The organism is Ruficoccus sp. ZRK36, assembly GCF_019603315.1.
Classification (GTDB): Bacteria; Verrucomicrobiota; Verrucomicrobiia; order Opitutales; family Cerasicoccaceae; genus Ruficoccus.
Genome location: NZ_CP080649.1, coordinates 3,072,017 through 3,094,600, shown reverse-complemented (window position 1 = coordinate 3,094,600; position 22,584 = coordinate 3,072,017). Strand labels below are relative to the sequence as shown.

Annotated in this window: 17 protein-coding genes; 1 reads left to right on the top strand and 16 read right to left on the bottom strand. The window is 60.4% G+C overall.

What is annotated here, in order from left to right; all coding sequences use genetic code 11:
* The first annotated feature begins 4 nt into the window (after positions 1-4).
* A complete protein-coding gene (locus K0V07_RS13605) occupies positions 5-1,180 on the top strand; it encodes a hypothetical protein (protein ID WP_220621934.1) in 1,176 nt (391 codons plus the stop codon).
* On the opposite strand, the gene K0V07_RS13600 is transcribed toward K0V07_RS13605, so the two are convergent.
* The 16 genes from K0V07_RS13600 to K0V07_RS13525 all read right to left on the bottom strand — a co-directional run bounded on the left by K0V07_RS13600 (position 1,177) and on the right by K0V07_RS13525 (position 22,562).
* Positions 1,177-8,412 carry a hypothetical protein gene (locus tag K0V07_RS13600; RefSeq protein WP_220621933.1) on the bottom strand — a complete coding sequence of 2,412 codons (7,236 nt, stop codon included), beginning with the start codon at positions 8,410-8,412 and terminating at the stop codon, positions 1,177-1,179. The genes K0V07_RS13605 and K0V07_RS13600 overlap by 4 nt on opposite strands.
* Entirely contained in the window at positions 8,412-9,350 is a 939-nt protein-coding gene (locus K0V07_RS13595) for a hypothetical protein (protein ID WP_220621932.1), read from the bottom strand. Before K0V07_RS13595 ends, K0V07_RS13600 begins: the two co-directional genes overlap by 1 nt.
* 15 nt (positions 9,351-9,365) lie before the next feature.
* On the bottom strand, positions 9,366-10,301 hold the full coding sequence (locus K0V07_RS13590; RefSeq protein WP_220621931.1) for a hypothetical protein: 936 nt from the start codon (positions 10,299-10,301) through the stop codon (positions 9,366-9,368).
* Between the two features lie 334 nt (positions 10,302-10,635).
* Positions 10,636-11,517: a hypothetical protein gene (locus K0V07_RS13585; RefSeq protein ID WP_220621930.1), complete on the bottom strand. Its 882-nt coding sequence runs from the start codon at positions 11,515-11,517 to the stop codon at positions 10,636-10,638.
* Positions 11,517-13,826, bottom strand: coding sequence for a hypothetical protein (locus tag K0V07_RS13580; protein ID WP_220621929.1), 2,310 nt, complete (start codon positions 13,824-13,826; stop codon positions 11,517-11,519). The genes K0V07_RS13585 and K0V07_RS13580 overlap by 1 nt, the downstream gene beginning before the upstream one ends.
* Positions 13,827-14,006: 180 nt before the next feature.
* Positions 14,007-14,387 carry a hypothetical protein gene (locus tag K0V07_RS13575; RefSeq protein WP_220621928.1) on the bottom strand — a complete coding sequence of 127 codons (381 nt, stop codon included), beginning with the start codon at positions 14,385-14,387 and terminating at the stop codon, positions 14,007-14,009.
* A gap of 62 nt (positions 14,388-14,449) precedes the next feature.
* On the bottom strand, positions 14,450-15,142 hold the full coding sequence (locus K0V07_RS13570; protein WP_220621927.1) for a hypothetical protein: 693 nt from the start codon (positions 15,140-15,142) through the stop codon (positions 14,450-14,452).
* 34 nt (positions 15,143-15,176) lie between these two features.
* Positions 15,177-15,389: a hypothetical protein gene (locus K0V07_RS13565; RefSeq protein WP_220621926.1), complete on the bottom strand. Its 213-nt coding sequence runs from the start codon at positions 15,387-15,389 to the stop codon at positions 15,177-15,179.
* Positions 15,390-15,392: 3 nt separating this feature from the next.
* Positions 15,393-17,093 (bottom strand): LamG domain-containing protein, encoded by a 1,701-nt coding sequence (locus tag K0V07_RS13560; protein WP_220621925.1) that lies wholly within the window; start codon positions 17,091-17,093, stop codon positions 15,393-15,395.
* Positions 17,093-17,383, bottom strand: coding sequence for a hypothetical protein (locus K0V07_RS13555; protein WP_220621924.1), 291 nt, complete (start codon positions 17,381-17,383; stop codon positions 17,093-17,095). Before K0V07_RS13555 ends, K0V07_RS13560 begins: the two co-directional genes overlap by 1 nt.
* A gap of 44 nt (positions 17,384-17,427) precedes the next feature.
* Positions 17,428-18,300 (bottom strand): hypothetical protein, encoded by an 873-nt coding sequence (locus K0V07_RS13550; protein ID WP_220621923.1) that lies wholly within the window; start codon positions 18,298-18,300, stop codon positions 17,428-17,430.
* Positions 18,300-18,815, bottom strand: coding sequence for a hypothetical protein (locus K0V07_RS13545; RefSeq protein WP_220621922.1), 516 nt, complete (start codon positions 18,813-18,815; stop codon positions 18,300-18,302). The genes K0V07_RS13550 and K0V07_RS13545 overlap by 1 nt, the downstream gene beginning before the upstream one ends.
* A gap of 78 nt (positions 18,816-18,893) precedes the next feature.
* On the bottom strand, positions 18,894-19,355 hold the full coding sequence (locus tag K0V07_RS13540) for a hypothetical protein (RefSeq protein WP_220621921.1): 462 nt from the start codon (positions 19,353-19,355) through the stop codon (positions 18,894-18,896).
* A gap of 45 nt (positions 19,356-19,400) precedes the next feature.
* Positions 19,401-20,417: a DUF5309 family protein gene (locus K0V07_RS13535; RefSeq protein WP_220621920.1), complete on the bottom strand. Its 1,017-nt coding sequence runs from the start codon at positions 20,415-20,417 to the stop codon at positions 19,401-19,403.
* Positions 20,418-20,445: 28 nt separating this feature from the next.
* Complete coding sequence (locus K0V07_RS13530) at positions 20,446-21,795, bottom strand: hypothetical protein (RefSeq protein WP_220621919.1); 1,350 nt, start codon at positions 21,793-21,795, stop codon at positions 20,446-20,448.
* A 254-nt stretch (positions 21,796-22,049) separates the two neighbouring features.
* Positions 22,050-22,562 (bottom strand): hypothetical protein, encoded by a 513-nt coding sequence (locus K0V07_RS13525; protein WP_220621918.1) that lies wholly within the window; start codon positions 22,560-22,562, stop codon positions 22,050-22,052.
* Positions 22,563-22,584 lie beyond the last annotated feature (22 nt).

Genomic DNA, 22,584 nt, shown 5'->3' with positions numbered 1-22,584 from the left:
CATCATGATTCGCATTAAGTCCGACTTCCGCCTTCGCCGCGAGAATGTGGCCGGAAATATGTACCTTGATCCCGCCACGAAGCGCATCAAATGCATGTTTCAGGTAAAAGGCCGGCGGTTTCATTGGAGCAGTGGAGTTTCATCCGAGGCCGCCGCACGCGATGTGTTTTGGGCTCGCTACCAACAACTTTTCACAACGGGCGAGGATACCCTGTCCCGCAGGAACAGCACCCCGACATTAGACGACCTCCTTGTTTTTTATGAGCAGCAAGGCCCCGCACGCGGGCGAGTATCGACTAAGACCGCACGCGGAAACGTCAACCAACTCGGCACCATCCTGAAGGTTTCTGCCGGTTCACGCTGGCGAGACTTGAAACTGACCGATCTGACAGAGGACAGGGTACTCAGTTGGAGAGCTTCTCGCTACAAGAAGCGAGGGAAACGTTACGGCGAGGACGTAGACCTCGACTTAAATCTAGGCCTAAACAGCACCTACGGTGCAGCCAAGGACATCTTCGGCCGGGCCTCCCGCCGGATATACAAAGGGAATTTCGATCTTCCCGGTAACGTATTGGACTTCTGCTCCCTGCCTTCACTCCCTCAGAAAGCCACGAGATTCCAAACCATCCCGAAAGATGTTGACGAGGCTATCCTCGCCGGTCTGGTGGAGCAAACCGACGGCGTCCGCATCGCCGTTGAGCTGGCACGGTATTGTGGCCTGACGGCTCAGGAAATATGGCAAGCCCGGTGGGAATGGATCGTTAATGACGGTGCGGGGATGGCCATTGATATACGCTATCGACCCGCAAAGGATAAGGTGCCGGCGTTTATCGCTAAGGGAAACAGCAAATACGGGAAGGTTCCCGTGTCGAAGGCGCGCGTGCTCGCATGGCGTGAACTCCTCAAACTCCCGGTGGAAGAGCCTTGGACCTCAGACTACCTTATCCCGGGGAAAACGCTCACAGCTCGCAAGGAAGTTGTTCAGCGGGATGCTGCCGCCTACCTCGCCCCATTCCTGCCAGATCGCAAGAAACGTCTCCATGAACTACGCAAGCAGGCCGGGGCAGAGTGGGCAACGGCACACGGGATATACGTTGCGGCTCGAAACCTTCGGGACTCGGTCGCGACCGCCGAGCGCCACTACACAGACTTGGTCAATCGCCCCTCGACTGCGCTTTAGTTGCCCTCGGTCATCATTTCATCGAGCAGGAGGAGCTGCTCCTCCTTTGAGCCCGCACGCATGAGAATGTCCATTTCAACGCTGCTGCGTCGCTGAAGGGTTTTTGCTGCCAGTCGGTCCACGTAGTCAGCCAGGTAGGTATTTTGAGCCAGTGCAGCGCGCTCAGCTTCAGAAACAGCCTCGCCAACCATCAACTTACGGACGATTTCCCGGCCGACCAGCCGCACTCGAGCCCGACTCTCTCGAACATCGGCCGTGAGAGCCTCGGCCTGATCGTAAAGCCCGCGATTGGAGACCTTCACCCAGCGGCCTGCCAGTGGTCCCACCACAGGAAGATTCAACGTCTCCTCAAGCCCGGTTGGCTCGGTGTCGTAGAGCGAATCCTCGCGCGCTCGCATGAGGATAGACCCGCCGGTCGAGTTCCATGTCCACCGCAGCATATCCTCAGTTCCTTCGCCCGCCTCAAACGATGTTGAGTCAATGATATTGCGGCCGTAGAAGGGATCATAAGGGTTTTGCCCGCCGACAAGGTACTGAAACCACGCCATCCCCACCGAAAGCAGAGGATTAGCCCCCGGCAACTGACCGCCTGCGAAACTCAAGGCCTGCCCCGGCTTGCCTTCATCGCTCATTGTTTTCCAGAGGACGCCGGAGTAGAGCCGTTCACTTTCCTCCATGGGGAGTCGAAGGTATGTCACCTTTTTGGCCTCACGGTCGGCCCACCCGAGCGGGATAATGTCGTAGTTTGTTTTGTCGTACTCAGGAACCGATGCCATCATCGCCTGCACCTCATCGGCCTTCTCATCCCCGAGCGTCCGCCGGAGGATCTCCACCCCCGCCGCCCCGAAAACGCCCGCCAGCAGCCCTTTAAAGAGCAGTCGTGGCACCGTGTACTTGGCCAGCCGTGCGGCGAATCCGGCCGGTGAGGCCTTCAGGGCGGCAGCTTCAGCTCTCCATCCCTGCTTGAACGGATTATAAAAAAGCATGAACAGGTCGAAGATGGGGGCGACATTGGGACTCGGCTTATCCAGAAAGTCAGGGGATCCGCTCCAGTTACGGACCATCCACTGCTTGCGCCATTCGGGCAGCTCCGGTGCCGTCCGGTCAAGGTGTTGCATGCCGGCGATTTTCATCCCTCGTTCGAAGATCTGCCCGGTTGCCTGCCACTTCTCGACGAGCTTCCAGACATTCTGCCAGATCGACAGTTCCTTACCCCGCCAGGTCTTCGGATCCTTATTGAAGCGTAGCAGCATCCGCTCAAAATTATCCTGCGCCAGATCTGAGAACCCGTAAGGTTCACCCCGCGAGATTACCATGCCTCGCTTGAGGGCTTGCTCGGCCAGCGGATTTTCACGGCCGCGCACGCTGTCCCGGGCCGCCTTCAGGGAGGAGGGTAGGTAGCGCCAGACGGCCCGGTCGGTAAAGAGCAGATGCCCCTGTGGGATCCGGCGAGCCCAACCGCGCAGATCTCGCGCGAAGGCGACCGGCCAAAAGGCGTAGTTCCATTGAGTAAACAGCCCCTTGAGTGCGTAGTTCATCCAGCGCATCGAGTTGAGCACGAGCCCCAGCTCAACCGGTGAGTCGTACTCGAAGGCCTCGGCAACGACCTTCGGGACGTAGTAGCCCCGCAATTGTCCTTGGTGCAGGTAGGAGAGGGTGCCGACCCGGTCATTTTCCTTAATGACTAGGGCCCGCCGGCGTCCGTCCCATTTCCGGGAGGCCTCGGTGATCATGGGATCGTTCATCTTGATCATAAGCTCGGCAATGCCACGCTTGGCCTTTTCCCGAGCGATCATCGAAATCATGGAGAGCGTTTTCTGCATCAGCCCCGTAGCCGGATTGGTGATCTCACCGAGATAGCCGTGTGCCTGATAGATCTTTGACCCGGCCGCCCCGAGGCGCTGCTCCAGGGCCTCCTCGATGCTCCCACGACCGCCAGGAGCAGCCGATGCCCCGGATTTATTAAAAGGGGCGTAGAAGACACGTTCCTCGATTAAGGCCTGCAACTCCGGGTCGAACAGCTCAGCCTCGGCCGCCGGGCGCACCACGTACTCCTCGTAAAGTGCCCGCAACTGCCGCTGCCCCTGCTCCAAGGCCTCCCACTTCCCACCCCCGAGCTGCTCCTGCATTTCGTCGAGTCGTTCTTGCGAGGTTTTACTGGTCCAGCCCTGAGCATTAGCCAGATCGTAGCGGTTTTCCACGACATGCTTGTGAAAGACATACTCGGCCAGGTCCACCATATCGAGATTGGCCTCTACAAGTGGACCGGCCACCCGGTTGTTGAGCTGATCGAGATAGAGCTCATGCAGCGCCACCCGGTATCTGTAATTGCCGATAGCTTCCTCGGCCGCGTCGACCGCATCTGGGGCCTTGCCGCTCTTGCGCGCCTGCTCTGCCCGCCGGTAGACAGGCCCAAAGCGACGGTCAAGCGTGTAGCGAACTACGTCCAACCGCTCACCCCAGGTCGGCTTTGCCCGCTGCTCCTGCTCGATCCCGGCGGCGTAGGAGTCGGCAAACATTTCCCGCAGGTTTTGCACGCGCTTCTTCATAATTCGCCCGCTGCGGATGTCGTCCACGATGCCCCAGTAAAGATCGTGAAGATTCTTTTTGCGCTCCAGATAGGAGAGCAGGGAACGATAAAACTTTGGGGCCCGCTGCGCCAAGGCCTGCGGGTTATTGAAAAATACACTCAAGGCCTCGGCATACATTTCGTGTGCCTGGTGATAGTAGGGGTCAATGGCCTGCGGCCCGGGCAGACCTTGCCACCACGCCATTGTTTCCATCAGCTCCTCGCGGATCTCGGCCTCGGTGATCAGTCCGCGCTCCTCGATTTCAACGTCTACCAGCTCGCGGTATTTCCGGCCGACCTCCTCACGCCAGGCCGCCAACTCGGCCTCCTCATCCTTGGGTGGCCGAGCGCCGGTCTCGCGTTCTGCCTTACGGCGCAGCGCCGCCCGGTCCTTTCGGGTCAGCCTCCGGTCCTCGGCCCCGGCTTTCGGCATCTCTGCCTCAAGGGTTGTCTGAAGGCTTCGAGTCAGGCTGGCAATGCGCGCGAGGACGTTCCCCCGACCGCGCACTACCTTGTCTGGCAACCAGTCTGCCAGGTGGCCGACTTCGTGCCAGATCACTTTTGAGGCAAGGATCGGGTTTTGCGCCTTGCGCTGTGACAGGAGCCGGTCCAGCAGCTCCTCGAATCGCTCAAAGGTTAATCGCTCGACGTCGGCCAGCGACGCATCACCGCTCTCAACTTGAGCCTTGGCCCACTGCTCGGCCTGTTTGCGAAGCGCGGCTTTCTCAGCGGGCTGCACGAGCTGGAAAATATCAGCCATCAACGCAATCGAACCCTCACCCTTTGGCCCATCGGTGTGCCGGAAAACCCCGAGCCACTTACCCCGAAACCCGCGAACGATGCCCGGGTATTTGCCGTCCAGCAGTTCCCGCGCGAAGGCAACCGCCTCCGGCATTTCGATAACGACCGGCTCCGGCTCAGGCGAGGCCTCGGCCGCCCGGTAGGTCGGCCCCAGCTCGCCGCCGTTCGTGCGGCTCATTCCTTCGGCCGCCGGGTAGCCCTCCGCACCTTTGGCGCGTTTGGGCTTGGTCGCCGCCGGCGCAGGCGCTTCCCGCTTGGCCCCTATTATATCCAGCATGCCCTCGATACTTCCACGCTCAGGCATCAGAAGCGCAAAGCCCTCATCGCCAAACCTGATGATGAGCGGCTGCCCCTCATCTTTTCCAAAGAGCACTTGCGGCCGTTCATGGCCGAGCCGTCGGCTCGCCGCCATCAGATCTCCGAGAAACTCGGGATTAAAGATCGCCACTGCCCCTGTCTTTGCCTCCTCCGGCGTCAGCCCGTCGGGCAGATAATATTCACCGTGGACGTTGGTTGAAGCAAAGGTAAGCTCGCCACCGCGATCCACGAGCAAGACCTGCCCGTTCTGAAGGGAATAGATAGGCTTTCCCCGGCCGAGGTTGCCCGTAAAGGTCTTAGTATCCACCTCGACCCGTCGTGCTTCCCCGCCGGTCCAGGTAATGGATCCTGTTTCCGAATCAACGGCCACCGCCCACTTGGGTAAGACCTGCTTGTATTCAGGATAATGGCCCGAGCTGCCGACGTCGGCCCGCAGCACAATCAACCGTGCCTTGTCGGTCGCCACTGCCAGCTTCCCGTCCTGGTGGATCTTGTGCAGCACTTTGACCTTCGGGTCCGAGCCGACGAACGTCTCAGCCACCGCCTTACGATCCTTTACCGTCGGCCGCTTGTTCAATGCCGGCACTGTGGGAGCCTTCCCCTTTGTGGCTTTCTTTTCCGCCGCCGCCTCGCGCTTCGCCGCATCAAAGACACTTGGGCTCGGCAATCGCCCACCAACCGACCCCGGAGCATCCGGAACCCTGTACCCCTTGCCCATTCGCTTGGCGATGAGCGCGCGAAACCGCTTGAGGGATACCTCGTCGTTGGCCACCGTAAAGGTGCCGTCGTCCGGAATGGAGATCGTTATCGTCGGCTGGCTCTCAGGCGATACAGCGGGAGCCTCGGCAATCAGCCCATCAAGCTTATCCAGCAGGTAGCTTTTTTGGATCCGCAGAGCGGCTGCCATTGATCGGCCAGCTTCACGGCGGGCTACCCCCGCCACAGACTCCGGGACCACATCCTGCGACTGCATCTTTACGGCAACCGCTTCGCGCTCACCCTCGACCGCATCCAGCTCGCCGCGGATCGTCGAGGCCTCGGCGCTGACCGCCTCAGTGACAGCCGAGCCTCCCGGCCCTTCTGTGTAGGCTTGTAAAGGTACACCGTCGGCCTGATGCAGCACATTCGTGGGGCGATCCGCTTTCCCGACGTAGTCTCGGGAATTTGCAGTCAACCCCACCCCCTTAGCAGGCTCGTACTGAATCTGAACAGCCCCCGCGGCAATGTCTTCCAGGATCGTGTTCAACGTTTGGGCACCGATTTTCCGTTTGGCCGCGACCCCACCGACAAGCTCTTGTTTTTCCAGCCCGTCCGGCCCCATCGCGTACTCACCGGGGGCTTCGCCGTAACTGCGAAGGATCGGCAGCGACCCCGCCGCGAACCGCAACTTTTTAAATTCCTCGAAAACTGCCTCCGGCGTAAGGCCAAGTGTCGGCATTTCCGCTCCGTTTTCCCGCAACCTTACTCCATTGCGAACAGCCCTCACCGACGCCACCGGCTTGACTTCCGCCCCCGGCTGTGGTTGAATAGGGGTATCGTCTGTGGAAAAGCGCCGGTTCTCCGGGCCAGCTTTGAACAATCCAGACGATGAGCCCGGCCCCGTGTCGGGCTCTATTTGTGTAAGGGAATGATCATAGTACAGTTTCCCCGCTCGCTCTTCAATCGTGAGCTTCACGCGCCACGGTTTCCCGTCGATCTGTACGGGAGCAAAGAGACGATGAGCAGGCACGCGAGGTTTTCCGTTCTTCGAGTTCTCGACCTTGAAGCCGTATAGGCTGTTGGCGAGCAGTTCAGGGATTCTGTATCCCGCCGCGATCTGAGCCGACGCATGCTCATGCGAACTCCGCATCCCCTTGTTGATACTTCTCCGGGAAACCTCAACCGGCCCAAGCTGCGGAGTCTCAAAAGTCTTTCCCTGAAGGTTCTCCCGCGCCCAGGCTACGAGATTGCGCCGAGCAGCCTCAAGCTCCCCTTTCTTCGGAAGATCCGACACCGGGATGGCGATCACGTCCACAACCTCCGGTTCCGGTTTCACCCATTCCGGCGTGTCAACAACGCTGTCCCGAGGACCGGGCTTCGCCACGATGTCGGCCCGCTGAATCTCCGTCCCGTCTGGTAGCCGAAATCGCTTCTCTGGAGCTGGACGCGCGTGACCCTCGGCCACGTCATTAACAAATTCACCGCCTTCGGCTGGAAGATCCCCGCGGCGAGCTGGACCCATAGGTCCGGGAGTGTCCACCGTCGGCGGAATCGGCTCAAGTCCGGCATCCGGCAACCGCTCCTGTGGCGGCTCAAGCGCCCCAGACCGAGACTGCATACCATCACCCGGCGTAACGTCCTTAGCGGGGCGCTGGCGAGCCTTCTCGACGGCTTCGCGCATGCGCCTTGTGACTTCTTTTTCCAGCTCCCGCAGACGGTCGGCTGTCCTGCTGACGCCGTGCTCAGAGAGATACTCTTCGATCTTTCGCCCAATGTGAGGATTTTCCAGCGCACGGTTGACCAATCGGGTATTGGAAACAGTTCTCAATCCGGTGCCTACAGCCAGATCGAACAGGCCGGCCTCAACTGCCGAGGTCAGCCGGGAGGGCTCCAGCCCCAGCGAATCAGCAACAGGGGAGGGCGCATACTCAGGCCCGAGCGTCGCCCCCATCCCGACCGAGAAGGCCGCCCCCTCCAGCACGCCCTGCCGAGAGATCGGATCCACAACAAAACGACCCGGGCCGAGGCTGCGGCGAAGCAGTGCGTTCGCACCCCCGGCCCACGAGAGCATTGTCCCGAGGTTTTTATTCAGAGCGACCTCATCCCCGTAGGCGAGGGCCGCGAGCATCCGGTTCTGCGAATCCCATCCGGTCCCCTCCTGGAACATCTGCTCGGCAAACTCGCGGTTCTGCTCCGCTTCCTCCCTTGAGGCCCACGGAGGGGTCAGGTTCATTTTGTATTGAGCCTTGGCGATGTCCGTCAACGGCCCGCCCACGGGCTCACCCGTCGCCATTAACCGTTTGGTGAAATCCTGCGCAAACAGCTTCGAGCCCCCTTCTTTCTCCGCATCCGGAAAGAGCGTCATTCCGCGTTCGTCGAGAATGGACTGTGCTCGCGCACCGCCTTGCTTGAGAAATTCCTGTGCCCGCTGAGGGTAGGCCTGCGCCAGGAGTCCGGCAATCCCGACTACCTCATCCGCGCCGAACTGGCCCCAGTCCACAGGCTCGGATCCGGCCCGCTTGATAAATGCCTCGGTCGAGCGGTCGTAGAGAGGCCGCGTGACCGCGTCCACGTCGCGCTCAGCCTCCACCGGTTGCGCGACAGCAGGCCCCAGGCCAGTATCCGGGGCCGCGTTGATCAGCCGCTTCTCCTTACGAGCAGGAACTGTCTCGACGCGAAACTCGTCCATCTCTCCCAGCCGCGAATAAGCCTGGTCGCGAAACTGGCTGACCTCCTCGTCGCTCGCTCCATTCAACCAGCGCACAACGGAGGGATCCGAGCGTACGCGCTTTTCCAGCTCAGCGTCCCGCGCATCGAGCAGTTGGTTGACGTCCGTCGAGGCCATTACTTAAAGAGGCGATCCAGCGCCTTGTCGGTATCGAGAGATTCATCCCGGGCGGCCGAGTTGTCACCGGCCGCCAGTTCCGGCGGGTACTCCATCCGAGGCTGCCCCAGTCGCGCAGCCTCGACGTTGTAGTCGTCAATCAGCTTCTTAACATGGGCCTTGCGGTCAGAGATTCCGGGGAGGATCTTCCACTGACCCGTTCCGCTGTCGCCCTGACGCAGCATTTCAACCTGCGCATTGATCGTGCCCTGTCGCTCCTGCATCTTCTTAGCCTCTGGCGAGACTTGAGGGGCAGCGTTACGCCCGGCGAGATATTGAGAAACAGAGTTCGTGCCGCCGCCGGGTCGGGAAATGACTTCCCCGGTTTTCTGATTCACCAGACCGACGCCGGAAACGGCGTAGTAAGGCTGACCGGCTACCTCTGCGACGGGAAGCGGCTTGCCTGCCGTGCGGCCCGCCTGCATGTAGGGAGCCCACGGCGTTCCCGCCGACTCCCCCGCCGGAAGTATCTGGTTGCCGTAGTAGACAAAGGGCCTGCCACTGGTGGGATCCGTGTAGCTTTGAGGCCCGCCAGCCGGACTCTGCGCCGCCTGCGCCTTCGCCTGCGCAGCAACGGTTTCAGCCTGGAGCTTTTGCTGCGTCATTTTCATGGCTTCGCCCTCAACGTACCCCTTCAGCTCGCCGAGAGATTTCGATGAGGCTTCACCTTTGGGGACGCCGAGCGCGGTTGCGATCTGTGTGTACTTCTTCGTTTCCTCAGCCAGGGTGCGGTCCTGCTCCTGCTGAATACGCTCGCGCAGTTTACTTTCCTTGATGCCGTCAGCTATCGCCCCCACACCCTGCGAAATCCCGTTGGCGAAGGCCTGCCCGCCTGCGCGGATCGGACTAAAGTCGGTGCGGAGTAGCCCCGCGTGGATACTGTCTCCCAATCGTGCCATCTGATTATCCTTTCCCTACATCGGCATCGCGGCCCCGGCCATATTACCGGCAGCCCCGACGACACTTCCCCAGAATGCCTGATTCGAGGCGAAGATATTAGAGTTAAAATTGTTTTGGTTGGCAGCGTTCGCCATTCCGATATTCACACCGGCATCGGGGTTGATGAGTTGCGAGCCGGCCAGGGTGGATAGATCGTAACCAATTCCGGAGTTGACCAACCCGCTGCCGCTCTGCCCGGAGGAGTAGCCCGTCCCAAGGATGGCAGCGTAGGGGTCGAGGGAGGTCTGATCGAGCAGGCCAGCAACCCCCATCCCGAAACTGCGCGAACGGTCCTGCCGTGCATCGAGATAGGCCTGTCGGTTCATGGCCTCCTCAAACATCGCCGGGTTGCTCATCTCCATCCCGCGCGCCCCGTAGGCCTCGCGGACAGACTGCGTGGCCTCACGCTGCTCCTGTGGAGTCAGGCGGCCATTGGCGTCGAGTTCATCCTGCGCTTGAGAGACGAGGGAGTCTGTAATCTGCGTGAGTTGAGGATTGGCGGCCCGGAAGGCCTCGGAGGCCCGGCCCCCCAGCCGCTCGACGTCGGCCAGATTGTCCTCGCGCTCGGCGCTGGTGATACCTCGGCTCGCTTCGGCCGCATCTGCCGTTTGCTCCAGAATGCCGCGTGTCTCGTCCGTCCCCCGCATGTAGGTGTCGAGCATCTGGAGGTCGAGCTCCGTCCACTCGGGTCGAAAAGTCTGGTCCGTTTCCAGCAGTTTTCGCTGAAGCTCAGGGTCGGCCATTCCCTCGGTATAGGCGAGGGCGTCCTTTCCGGCGTCGCGCGGGGTGTACTCCTGATACGCCGGCTCGGAGTCGTGGAGCGTGCAGGCCTCGGCCAGCGCGAAGGGATTAAAGATGTTGAGCAACCGACAGCACCGGCGCTTTCCGAAAAGCTTTAAAATGTGGAACATTGAGTAAGTCCTTTAATGCGTTTGAGATCGTGAAAAACGAGCTGGTCTCCGCGCAATCTACGCCGCCAGCCAATGAAGGGGAGGGGGTGGGGCATGTGATCCCACATGCGGTCAAGCCAGCTCGCCCCCGCCGCAAAGCGAATAAACCAGGTGTCAGCCCTGAGAGCCTCGACGGTGTCGAGCCAACGACCAGGTTCCTCCCGCATGAGCGGCCGAAAGATCAAAATATAGTCCGGGGTCAGGTGGACGTATCCATTCGCGGCATACTGCCCGAGCACTTCGGAAAAGTTTCCTCCGACCCGAGCGTAGTGTTGAATGGCTATCTGACAGGCGTTCATTCGGCAGAAGCACGCGGACCAAAAACGCAGAAAGAGAAATCGAAATCGGCCGATACATGCAGATTAAATTGAGTCGCACTGAGGATCTCGTAGCACACCACGTAGCCGCTACTCGTAGATCTCCCCATCGTAGTAATGATACAGTAGTCAGTGCCCGACATTTCCTCCGACAGCGTGACCGTATAGTCGCCATCCGAGTATCGCTCGATGGACGCGACCCCCAATGATTGTAAGATCGTACCATCCCCTTGAGCTGATGCCCACGCCACAGGGAAAGCCGGATGATAGCGCATAATCCCCGGGATCACCGGCCGCTCGCCGGTCTCGCTTTCAACGTCGGCACGATCTGCGACCGAAAACTGTATCTTTGAGAGCTTGGCAGCCGGGCTGCCCGTGGCCGGAGATACTGTTATCGAGCTCGCCGTAACATAGGTAAAGGTCGTCGTCGTCGGAGTGCTCGCAACATCGAAGATGCCGTTGTACTCCCCCTGATCACAGCCGGAAATAATCACGCGGTCCCCGACGCTGAGGCCGTGATCATCATCAGTGGTTGCGGTCGCCGTATCGTCGGCCCCGGTAATACCCGCCAGGGATAAATCCGGCCCGATACTCAGCACGCCATCAGCGAGTTGAATATTCAGAAGCTTCCCGTTGCGTGAAAGCCCCTCACCGACTAGAGCCTCAACAACGTCCTCGGCCACCTTGTCGTTAGTGACACTGCCCGCCTTGAGCCGGATCTTCTCGCCTACGATCTCAATCGTAATATCATCCGCATCATCGGACTCTAGCGTGATGGTCGCTTTGTCGAAAGCGTCGTTCAGGTAAGCGGCTCGCAGCACACCCTCCGTAAAAACGTGTCCCTTATTCAGAATGGCCATTATTCAAATCTCCGTCGTTGTTTTTGAGAAAGGTTAATCCACCGCACACCGACTCGCCGGATCCTCGGCCGACCAAGCAGGGTAGTCACACGCAGGCGGCAAACGTGAGCCCGCTTGCGGACAGGCCACCGCTGGACAAAGTCGTCGCCCTCAGCGCCACCTATTACCAGGGAGCGACTTTCCCCGTCCGGGTTTTCATGCACACCGGCAAGCTCAAGGCATTCATCCCCACTGAAAACGCCGTCGATCCACGCATCCAGAAAGCGATTAATCCCGACCGCACCATAGGCCCGCGTCTCCAGCACGCCGGCAACAGGCACACTGCCCCCGCCGCCGTCTCCGGACGTGCCGACTTCATCGCCGGTTTCAAGCTCCTCAGCCAGATAAACGCCGGCCTCACGGTTGGCGAAAAACTGACGCAGTCGCCCCCGATAGCGGGAGAGCAAAATGTCCTGCACGTCCACTCCCTCCGGATAGGTGTCCACACTCTCCCAGGCTTGATTAAGCTGGCTCCAGACTAGCACCGTGTCATTAGGCCGAAGTACGCGAATCGTTGGTGCGTTTGCATAGCCGCTGCCTCCCACGTCCACCGAAATTGCTGTGACAACGCCATTCTCAACGGTCGCGCTCAGCTCTGCCGGTGAAACCGTCTCAACGTCTTCTGAATGCGGGAGCACCTGAACCCGGACAGTCCCGTCTCGATAGCCCGAGCCGCCCTCAACAATCGTTATATCGGCCTCGGTCAATGCCCCGGACGGGCCAGAGCCCTTCACCACACGCACCACGGCCGGGCTACCGGTAGGAATGGCCAGCTTATAGCGCGAATCATGAAAGACCGCCTGAGCGCCATCCTCGGCACTGACCGCATCCACATGCTTAAGCACATCGTCGATAGGCCGCGACACCGGCGCATCGGCGCCCAGCAGCGCGAGCTCCCCACTCGCCCCCAGCGAGTAGACCCCTCCGTCGCCAAGAAAGAAGATACTCGCACCGACCGTCGCCAGCGTCCGCCGGGCGAGACAGCCAAACTCATTCGTCAGTGTGTAGACCTGAACGGCATCCAGATTGCCCGTCGTGCCGTAGAGCAGGTGCAGAGAGCGCCGGTAGGCCACTAACAGCCGCCCCTCCTGCCAGGCGTGAAGCCCGACCAGATAGTCAGCACTCCCGTGATTGATGCGAAACTGGTTCGTGACCGGGTCAAACGTCTCCGGATCGAGCACATCCGACGCCGCCACCTGATCGCGCGCATAGGGAACCCACAGCCGGGAGTCAGCCCACACCGACCAGTTCACCTTCGGAAGGGCCTCAAAGCCCCCGGAGAGCGGCCGGCGAGCACTGACAGACACAGACTGATCCGTGAAGTCCGCGACATTCGCCCAAAAGTAAAAAGTGCCGGCATCGACCACGCGGACCTCGTAGGCGTCTCCCTCGACCAGACCGGAACCTTCGGCTGCCGAGAGGATCGTAACGCTTGCCTTGTCCGAAAGCCCATGAGCAGCAACCTCCAACGTGACCTTACCCCCAACACACCCCGCCGTGGCGTCCTCCAGTTCATTGACTGTTCCCGGCTCTGCGGCCACCGGCGTAAAGGCCCCCTCTACGTCACCGTCCCAAACGAGCGCGAGCTTACCACGCCCCCTGTGCAGGTAGACCTTATCGCCCGCCTGGCGGGCCGAGGGGCGGTCGGCAAGAGCAATGGATTCGGAGACGTCAAACGGGACCGTGATCACAGCCTCACTCTCACTCCACAGAAAGGCCTTTGAGGCGGAGAAAAGCATAATGTACTCTGCCCCTTCCCGGGACGGGTCGGAGTAAATACAGGAGGTAAAGATCATGTCGCCGTAAACCTCCGCGATATACGGCCCGCCGTTGTAAATAATATCCCCCGTGGCCGGGGTCGCTGGAGTCCCTGCCACAGAGTAGACAAAGCTATCATCGCCGGTAACGGCGATTTCAAAGTCGCCATTGTACTCCGCCTGATCCGCTCCCGCGATACACACCGTTTGGCCGTCTACGAGCCCGTGAGCGACCGCCGTAACAGTCGCGGTCGAGCCCGAGCGGACAATGCCACTCACCGGCACATCCGGGAGTAGGGTACAGGGTAGGATTACGGGCGGCCGCTCAAGCTGGATCTCTCCGTTGATACGTTTCGCACCAAGCCGCGGTACCCACTCAAGGCTCTCCATTCTGCCATTCTCGGAGCGCGCAACCATCCCCGCCGGCAGGAGTTCAGCCTGCGGCCGCGTCGCCAGCCCGGTAAAGCTTACGTCACCGTCCTGCTTCTGCTCTTTGTTGTATCCGCGAGGCATGGGAAGTTTTGTCGTTAAGGGAAATGTCGGGCATCGGCCCGACCGTTGTGTGTGGTTGCCCGCGCAAGGCGGCGGCCGCCATCTTCAGGTGCCAGTCCATCAAGGATCCATGCGCCCGGGCACAGTCCATGTGGTGGCAGGCTTGCTCGTGCCCGCTTATCTCGGATACGAGCTGGTCCACTAGGGCCCACCTCCCTCGATCCGCTCCATGCGCTTGTCCTGCTCCAGGTCTTTTAGATCCTTCTTACGCTCCCAGTCGGAACGCTCCCGCGCGTAATCGTCGTGCTGAGAGCGGGACCACAGGTCGAGCCCGACAAACTGCATTTGCAGGCCGACGATAGAGGCCTTGATTTCAGCCCGCGCGAGCGAAGCCTCTTTGGAGTCGGCCTTCACCTCTTCCAGTGCCTCCTCGGTGCCGGTTTTCATCGCGGCCATATCCTCGGCCAACTGCTCAACCTGTGCGGAACGAACCGGGCTCTCCTTCAGGAAGTCGAGCACCTGCCCTAAGACAAAGGTGATAATGATGGTGAGGATGAGCGTAGAAAAGGCCGTGGGTTTCATATGCGTTCAGTGCGCGAAGGTGAAGCCCGCCCGAGCATGTCCTTCCCCGGCGGGCGAGAGGGCTAGTCGGAGCTAAGGTTCTTCGCTGTGATCTGCGTCGGGGTGGCGTTACGATTAACCGCATCCTCGACTTCGGTCAGCACGCCTTTGGCACCGCCGATGACGCGCAGCGCCTCACCGCGCCAAGCATAATACTTCTTAACAAGCTCCGGGTTTTCATCCGCGTGGAGATCCATGAAGTTCTGAACGCCATCATCGACTTCTGCGAACGTATCAATGGCCTTATCCTTGATACTCACTTCCTTTTGCGCCTTCGCTACCGTCTTCTTGGTTTTCATCCACGTCGCCACGACACCCCCAATCGTGCCAAGGATAATCGGGATGTAGTTTGCCCCAGGAATAGGGATTGCGCCAGTGGCTTGCCGCGCCGCTTCGGCGGCAGGCGTCAGCTTGTACTCAACGGTGTAATATTCGCGCGTCTTCGGAGTGATGATCGCCGGATTTTCGGCCCGGATCTTTGCCACTGTAGCAGCATCCATTTCATCCAGGAAGATCACGTCCGTCATGTCATAGCCTTGAGCAATAGCAACCTCCTGCACGTCGGCCGGAAGCGCGGAAACGAGAACGCCATCGCCGGACTTGACTTCACCGGTCGGAGTTCGGACTTCATCGTAGACAGCGTTCCTTACGGTATCGCAACCGCCGAAGGACAGGGCGGCAGCAGCCAGCCCGAGAATAAGAATAAGCTTCTTCATGTTGGTGTGTGGTTGGGTGTTAAAGACTAGCGGCCTAGATTTCGGCCTCGGTGAGGGTTATCGGGTGCGTGGAATCGTCGTCGAGGTGGCAGGTCAGCGTGAGAGTATCGTGGTCCCAGTCGGCAGAGAGTGTGTTTGCGGGTGCGTCCTTACCGGCAGGCATGGGACGCGGCGTCTCCCCACCAGCGACGCTGTAAATAAGCTTGGCGGTGCCGTCGGGCTCGATTTGGGCGCGCTCAAAAGTCATGGTTTAAAAGGTCTGGAAGTTGATGATGATGCTCACGTCGCTGAGGTCGGAGACGGCAGCAGCGGAAACGAGAGTCGTCGTATTGGAGCCGTCACTACGGCGTACGTCCAAATCGCTCCCGTTGGGTAAAAGCTGAATGCGGCGCTCGGCAACGTCCTGTGCGGCGGTGATGGCGTAGACGGTCCCATCGACCACGACGGAGGTGACGATGGCATTGGCGGGCATCAGATCCCCAGCCCGCCCCAGGTACATGCCTGACGGCGAGGAAGCATCGACGCCAGTTGCCCGGTAGCTGTCGCTCAGTGTCGGCTCAGTCCAGAAGCCACCGGTGGCAGAGATCAGACCATGGTATCCATTACTACTTAGGTCATTGAGCTGGTAGCCGGCTCGGCCCGCTTGCGAGGCGGAATATACCGAGGCACCAATGCGGCGGATGGAGAAATTGGACACGGTCAACGTGAGCGGCCCCGTCGAAGTTGTAGCAAAACGGAACGCAACCATATTTGAAATGGTCGCTGTGATTGTGCCTTCATAGGTGGCATGACCGTTGCCGGTAAACTCCACAAAGCCCTGATCTAAGCCGCCCGTGGGCTCTGCTATGCCGCCCCATTCTTCATCCATGAAAGCGATACCGGAGCCACTGCCAGCCGTCGAAACCGGATTATACAGGCTGCCCTGAATCGCGCCGGGGATGTCGCAAGCAATATCAAATTCTACGCGCACGCGGTCCCCAGCCGACAGCTTGGTGTTTGTGAGCAGGTAAGCACGGCGGTCGGATGAGCTGGCTACAGTGGCCTCGAAGCCATCCACACCATCTCCCGTAAACGTCGAATAAGGGTGCGTCGTGTCTTGCCATGCCGAAGCGCTATCCAGCAGGTCGAGCCAGCCGCGCAGGTCAGTTGCCGATGCAATCGGCTCCGTGGGCTGATTGCCAAAACGGGCAGCGGCAATCGGGGCAGTAAGACCATAATTGTAAAAAGCGGCAGCGGTCATAAATCCTTGCCACGGCGACGTTGAGGGACCGCGAACACCGAAACGCAACGGCTCGGTCGAATCGCCATAGGTTGTCCCTTCTATGCTCACAGATGGGGAGGGGAGGGCGACCCCGTCAACATAAGCCGTAACAACCTCAGCTCCCGGTGTCTCAAAATTGAGGACCATGCAGATCGAGTGCCAACGGTCTGCGGTGAGAGCGTTAGTCCACCGCCATGTCTTGTAGTTAGAATTCGCCGAATCCTCTTTAGTTCCAAACGCGAGCGTTGACCGGTCGGCTCCCTCGACCCCTAAATGCCAACCGCCTGATGCTGACCCGCCAGCGGATATGATGCTCTCAAGCGTCGTTGACCCATCGTCCACGCACTTGACCCAGGCAAGCACCGTACGGGTGTGCCCCGCAAGTGCAACCCCAGTACCCGTCACCGCCGCTTGAACAACCCCCGTCGATCCATCCAAATACAACGCAGAGCCGAAGGGCTTGGCAGCGAGAACCTCAGCCTCAACCTTACTGTAGACGCCCAGGTTGGCCCGCGAGGCCGCAGCGTCGGTAAGCTCGGCAAGGTTATTTGCCCCGAGCATATCCCCGCCGCCGGGGAGCTCGATCAGTGCCCCGTCTTCGCGGACAAACTTCGAGGGGCTGCTCCAGTTTGGGCTGAGAGTGCGCAGCTTCGAGAGGAAGCGGCCAAGGCCTGTCTTAGATGCCGGCATTAGCGGCTACCTCCAGTATTGAGCAGCTCGACATTCACGACGGTATCAGCAGCTGCGTAGAACTGCGATGCGCGCGCCTCGGCCGCACTGACCATGCGCTGCCCGCCTTCGTAGTAGGGGACGCCAACGTCGGCCGTGGGGACGCCTCCGTCGCCACGATAGCGCACCGGTCCCGGCCCCTCAAAAGTGAAAAGGACATAGTTGATCCGTTCGTCGATCTCGACGCCGACGTCGGCCAGGCTCTGTGCCGTACTCCCGGCCGTGATCTGCTCATAGGAGCGACAGATCATGTTGTGTGGTAGGTTGCTGACGAATTGACTCATTGCTACGTAGGTTAGCGGGCACTCCCGCAGTAAGTGGATTGAGGCCGAGGCATGCTTGCGAATGACACGCTCGGCCGCTGGCGCATCTGCTTCACGACTTTAAGGATCTCGGCATCGAGCGCGTCCTCACCGAGTCGCCGCGAACGCTCGCCGTTGCCGTCCTGCCCATCACTTTCGAGCCAGCCGGCACGGGAGAGTAGGGCGATGGCCTTTCCGAACGCCCGGGGCATTTCTACCTTCGCCCACTTCGCCGGGGTGGTCGTGGGAGACTGCCCGGCCGACGTCGGACTCAGGCACCGGTAAAAGTCAGTGGAAAAGTAAATCTGTTGATCAACCTCGTAGGTTGCACTGTTGTCGTAGTCGGGCCCGCTAAACTTCAGCGGCTCAGGACGGTATCTAACGAAGACCGTCGCTCCTGCCCTGTCCGGTACACGCAGCCCCTCGGGGTAAATATCGGGATCGTATCGGCGCGGGTTCCCGTAGACGCGAGGATCTACCAGGTAAACGCCGAGCGGGTCGCCAAGAGCGTTTTTCCCCTCTGCTTCCCACGAGATCCTCGGCCAGTAGTTTTCGAGCTTGGTCCAGTCTTCGCTGCCGGCGGGGGTCGCCCCAGTTGTCAAGACGGCCGCTTCGTAGAAATTTCCCTCGTAGGTAATAATCGTGCCGGCCGGGTAGGTCTCGCTCTCCTCCCACGGGGCCTTGCCCGTTGCGCGCTCCTCAATCGCCATCAACTCAGGCCAAGGATGCTCGCCGTAGCAGTATTCGTATTGCTCCTGAATAATGGGACCGAGCATGGCCCGGTCGTCGTCATTCAGCTCGGAGGGGGCGATGCCCACCTTCACGGCTACACGGTTGAGCAAATCACTGTAGGCAATGGACCGCATCAGCCGTATGTCTGGGTAGAGCGTTTATTCGACCAACCTGCACCGGTAAAGAGGCCATCGGCCACCCCGGACATACTCACGCGGTCGGTCGGTTTGGCGTAGACCGTCCGGATCTCCGGATTGTCCCGCGCGAGATCCCGGCGAAATTCCTCATGGTCCCACGGGTTGATCTCCTCTTTTCCCCAGTGGTTATTCTCCCGGTTTTCCCGGTCGACCCAATACTGGTAAACGCCCGGCATCGGCCGGACAGATCCAATCTTGAACTTGCGAGTGTGGCGCACAACGGTGCCGCCAAGCTGCGCCAGGAGGCGCTGATCTTCGACTGCCCTTCGGAGGCGTTGAGCCTGCTCCTCGCGAGCAATCTCCAGTATCTCATCGGTGATGTCCACCCCGCAGATCACAACGCGCTCAAGACCCAGAGCCACGCGATCCCCCTGAGAGGTTTGCGTAGCAAGCTCATTCATCCGGCGCTGCCGCCGTTCCTGCGTCGTTTCGGTCTGTACGATGGGAGTCATAAAAATAAGGTGGGCGACCCGGCCACGGGGGTGCGGCAGGGCCGCCCGGTATCATGATTGGCGTATCCGCCGGGAGCCTTACTGGCTCAAGTCTTTGAGATTGTGGTAAAACAGGTGCAGCCAGAGCTTACCCGTGTCGATGTTCACGAGGGACTTCCCGCTCATTGCCCCAACCGTCACGTCGATGGTATCCTCGGCCGTGTAGGTGAAGGGCATCGCGCCGCCGGCACTAGAGCCGTATTTGACGAAGGAGCCGTTGGCGTTAGCCTGAAGGCTGGCGAGCAGGCGATCCGGGTCCACACCGTCGCCGACCTGGATCGTGTTCGTGTTAAAGGCCGCGTCGCTGGCATCCGCAAAGGGAGTCTCCAGCGAGTAGCCGACGCCGAGGACCATATCCCCCGGTTTGGCCTGAAAGGCCGCGATAACCTGCGCGGTATTGGCGGTTTCCTCGGTCAGGTCTTCGGCCGTGATAAAGGTCGAGAGGATCTTGACGGAGGACTCAGCCAGCGCGCGGGCGATAATGCGAGACATGTCGTACATGGTTTCTCTTTCGTTATTCGTTAGGTTGGTGATCGGCCCGCAGGATCAGGAGGGCTTGATAACGCCGCCGGTCTTCGGGGTGACACAGTGCGCCACACACCACTCGACGATGCCGGCCTTACCGCCGCCGTCATTGGGCAGCGGCTCATGGACCGGTCCCCAGCCCTGGCGAAGTTTGCAGGCCTTGGTGTCGAGGATGTAGAGGCGGCGCGTGCTCGCGACCGAGGGCTTCGTGTCCTTGTCGAAGTCGCGGTCCCAGCCGAGGTTACGGCTCTTGCGGAGCTCGACCGTGCCACTGTCGCATTCGAGCAGATCAACCACGCTGGTCAGGATGCGATCCTTCACGCCCTGATTGACCTGGCGAAGCTGAGTCGTACTGGCCTTATCCGGCGAGTAGACACTCCACGAGGAGATCTTGCGCTTCATCTTGATGCCGGCGAGGCCGAGGAACTTCCCACTGGTGCCCGTGGAAAGGTAGATGGCATCGACGAGATCCTGAATAGTCTCCTCGACAATGTCCCCCCAGGCGGTGGTTTTAACGGCGTCCGACTCCGGCCGATATTTCTCAGGCACAGGCAGGTCGGCCTGTGCGGCGGTCGAGAACCACGAGCCAAGGCCGCGCGTCTCCGAGCCGTCGGCCCCTTCCGCGCGACTGTCCGTGTCGTCGCAGCACACGCGGTCGGCGGTCGTCTTGAGGGCCTTGAGTGCCTTCATGACCTCGCGCGCCATGAGTTTCTTGTGGCCCACCCCGGCCCGGTCGGTCAGATTTTCGGCTTTCTTACCGACGCCGACCGTCTCCTGAAACCAGTGAGGCCGGGTCTTGACGAGGTTATAGTCGTCGCTCTGCCCGGTGATGGGCTTGGCGGGCGAGCCGTCCTTTTTACCGCGACCGGAGACGTGGCCCGGAAGATCCGCCGGCCAGGAGACGTCATCGCCATTAGTGATCTGGTCGCCCTTGGGAACAAGGGAGAGATACGGAGTCTCCTCCGCATCGACGAAAAACAGGGCGTCGGAAATGTCTTTGCGCGCCCCGGTGATATTCGGCTGTATAAGTTTAGGCATATTACATAAAGAGTTGTCAGGGGTGGCGCTAAAGTCGCTCTGCCAGCAACGCTTCGGCCTCCTCCAAAGATCCTCCCTTTTCCATTGCAGACTGCACAGACCGGCGAGGAGCCGGCCGTGGCTTCGACCCGCGCACGATGGGGAGCGGTTTGCGCACCTTCGGCTTGGTGGACACACTCAGGTCCGGACGGCCGCCTTTCCCCTTCGGGTTGGCCTTGCCCTGCGCCGCCTGCTCGATCCACTTGTCGAGCTGCTCGACCGCCTTCGGCCCGAAAAGCTCGATCAACTTACCGCCGACGGCCTGCCGTACCAGCGCCCCCCGGTGGGCGGGGTACCGCTTCACCTCGGGCAGCTTGCCGTAGAGCATATTCACGTCCTTCGCGAGCCAGTGCCCCTCCTTATCAAGCTGAGGGAAGGCCTGCCGGGTCTGCCCCTCAAACTTTTGCTCGGCCGCGATGTATTCACGCCGGCGCGGGATGTTGCGCAGGAGATCCTTTTGAACCAAAGCCTTCAGCTCCGGGATCTGCTCATCGGTGTAGGTGGTCGGCTGGTCGGCTCCGGGGTGCGTGTACTCGCCGCCCTCGGGGTGTCGCTCCAGCCATACCTGAAGGCGAAAGATGTCCTCCTCGTAAGCGTCGATGTCCTCGACGGCCGAGAGCGGATTCTGCGCAGTCGGTGCCGGCACGATCCGCTTCGCGCGGACCTCATCCAGCTCGGCCTGCACGGCCTTCAGCGATTTGTTGGCGGTGGCCACTTGCTCCTCGGCCTCAGCGACCTTGGACTGTGCCTCGCGGCTGCGCTTGCGGTGGTCGGAGATTTCTTTCTTCGCCCACTTCGGGAGGTTCTTGAAGTCCGACTTCTCGGGGTCTTCGTCCTCCCCCTCCTCGGCCTCCTCGCGAGCCCCCAGGTAAGGGTCGAGCATGTCCTCAACGGCTGCACGATCCTCGTCGGAAAGCTCATCCAGTGCCTTTTTCTGTGCATCGGTCAGCGCCAGCACGTCGTCCTCGGCGCGGTCTGCCAACTCGGCCATGATGTCGCGGACAGCCTGCTGGCCCTCCGCGCTCATTGCCTCAAAGGCTTCCCGCTGCTCCTCGGCGACCGGGAGCGCATCGTCTTGTGCGTCTGTCTGTTTGGGTTGATCCTCGGAGGAGGCCGCTTCTTCGCCGGTCGGCGCTCCTTCGTCCTCCTCTGAGAGTTCGGTGTTTTCTGCGAGTCTGCGGGCAATCATATCCTCTGCCTGCTCTGAGGTCGGAGTCACGGATACCTCCTCGGCCGGTTCGTCTTGCGACGGGGGAACGGCGGCCCCTCCGCCCGCGCCTTCCTCATTGGCCGGCGCGCGCAATACTCCGCGTAAGATCTGGAACAGATATTTTGACATAAGGTTTATCCTCCTCAGGGTGGCGACGCTTTGTTTACAGACCGGCGTCGTTGCGGCCGAAGTTGTTGCCACCTTTGCCGCTCCTACGCGCGCGCGGCAACCCTGCCCACGCAGACCCAACCCAAGCCCACACAACTTCGCACGAAGCCACAAAAAAGGGACGCCATTAGACGCCCCTTAGGTGTTCTACTAATTGCTTCCAAATTAGTATTTCGCGTGTTAGCTACCGGATGCGCGGCCCCCGGTGAGTCGTGTCAGGAGGAACTCCCGTCAACGGCCTCACCCCCTTCCTTCTTTTCGGCCCGTCGCTTGGCACGCAGGAACTCGGCCTTTGCCTCGGCGAGCAGCTTGACAAAGAGCCGCTCGGCATCGAGCGCCGTTGCCCATGCGACCTGATTCCGGACCATCTCCTCGGCATCAACCCCTTGGTAGGCCCGCGCGGTGATGCTGAGATCCACGGCGAGCGACCGCAGGAATGCCCGGCAGGCTTTCAGGCCCGGATCTTCTTCACTCAGGCCCTTGAGGAGTTGCTTCACATCCTCCCGCGCAGCCGGGAGCAGCCCGTCATAAATCCCTTGGTAGTTGAGGAGGTCGTCAATTTCCTTCTTGGCATCATCGAGCTGACCCCAGATCTCCAGTCGCTCACCCTCAAGCCGAGCCCACTCCTTTTGATAGGCGGCCCGGCGAACGATTTCAAGTCGAAGCCAGATAGCCAGGCCGCCTGATAAGCCAACGAGGGAGAGTAATCCAAACATTGATATTTCCATGATCATTTTTCTTTCGTTGAGA

What these genes read in the sequence shown, in the direction of transcription:
- K0V07_RS13565 (WP_220621926.1), bottom strand. Translation starts at nt 15,389, where the DNA reads ATGACTTTTGAGCGCGCCCAAATCGAGCCCGACGGCACCGCCAAGCTT.
- K0V07_RS13580 (WP_220621929.1), bottom strand. Translation starts at nt 13,826, where the DNA reads ATGCCTCGCGGATACAACAAAGAGCAGAAGCAGGACGGTGACGTAAGC.
- K0V07_RS13530 (WP_220621919.1), bottom strand. Translation starts at nt 21,795, where the DNA reads ATGTCAAAATATCTGTTCCAGATCTTACGCGGAGTATTGCGCGCGCCG.
- K0V07_RS13540 (WP_220621921.1), bottom strand. Translation starts at nt 19,355, where the DNA reads ATGTACGACATGTCTCGCATTATCGCCCGCGCGCTGGCTGAGTCCTCC.
- K0V07_RS13575 (WP_220621928.1), bottom strand. Translation starts at nt 14,387, where the DNA reads ATGAAACCCACGGCCTTTTCTACGCTCATCCTCACCATCATTATCACC.
- K0V07_RS13605 (WP_220621934.1), top strand. Translation starts at nt 5, where the DNA reads ATGATTCGCATTAAGTCCGACTTCCGCCTTCGCCGCGAGAATGTGGCC.
- K0V07_RS13535 (WP_220621920.1), bottom strand. Translation starts at nt 20,417, where the DNA reads ATGCCTAAACTTATACAGCCGAATATCACCGGGGCGCGCAAAGACATT.
- K0V07_RS13585 (WP_220621930.1), bottom strand. Translation starts at nt 11,517, where the DNA reads ATGGCCATTCTGAATAAGGGACACGTTTTTACGGAGGGTGTGCTGCGA.
- K0V07_RS13600 (WP_220621933.1), bottom strand. Translation starts at nt 8,412, where the DNA reads ATGGCCTCGACGGACGTCAACCAACTGCTCGATGCGCGGGACGCTGAG.
- K0V07_RS13560 (WP_220621925.1), bottom strand. Translation starts at nt 17,093, where the DNA reads ATGCCGGCATCTAAGACAGGCCTTGGCCGCTTCCTCTCGAAGCTGCGC.
- K0V07_RS13555 (WP_220621924.1), bottom strand. Translation starts at nt 17,383, where the DNA reads ATGATCTGTCGCTCCTATGAGCAGATCACGGCCGGGAGTACGGCACAG.
- K0V07_RS13545 (WP_220621922.1), bottom strand. Translation starts at nt 18,815, where the DNA reads ATGACTCCCATCGTACAGACCGAAACGACGCAGGAACGGCGGCAGCGC.
- K0V07_RS13595 (WP_220621932.1), bottom strand. Translation starts at nt 9,350, where the DNA reads ATGGCACGATTGGGAGACAGTATCCACGCGGGGCTACTCCGCACCGAC.
- K0V07_RS13525 (WP_220621918.1), bottom strand. Translation starts at nt 22,562, where the DNA reads ATGGAAATATCAATGTTTGGATTACTCTCCCTCGTTGGCTTATCAGGC.
- K0V07_RS13550 (WP_220621923.1), bottom strand. Translation starts at nt 18,300, where the DNA reads ATGCGGTCCATTGCCTACAGTGATTTGCTCAACCGTGTAGCCGTGAAG.
- K0V07_RS13570 (WP_220621927.1), bottom strand. Translation starts at nt 15,142, where the DNA reads ATGAAGAAGCTTATTCTTATTCTCGGGCTGGCTGCTGCCGCCCTGTCC.
- K0V07_RS13590 (WP_220621931.1), bottom strand. Translation starts at nt 10,301, where the DNA reads ATGTTCCACATTTTAAAGCTTTTCGGAAAGCGCCGGTGCTGTCGGTTG.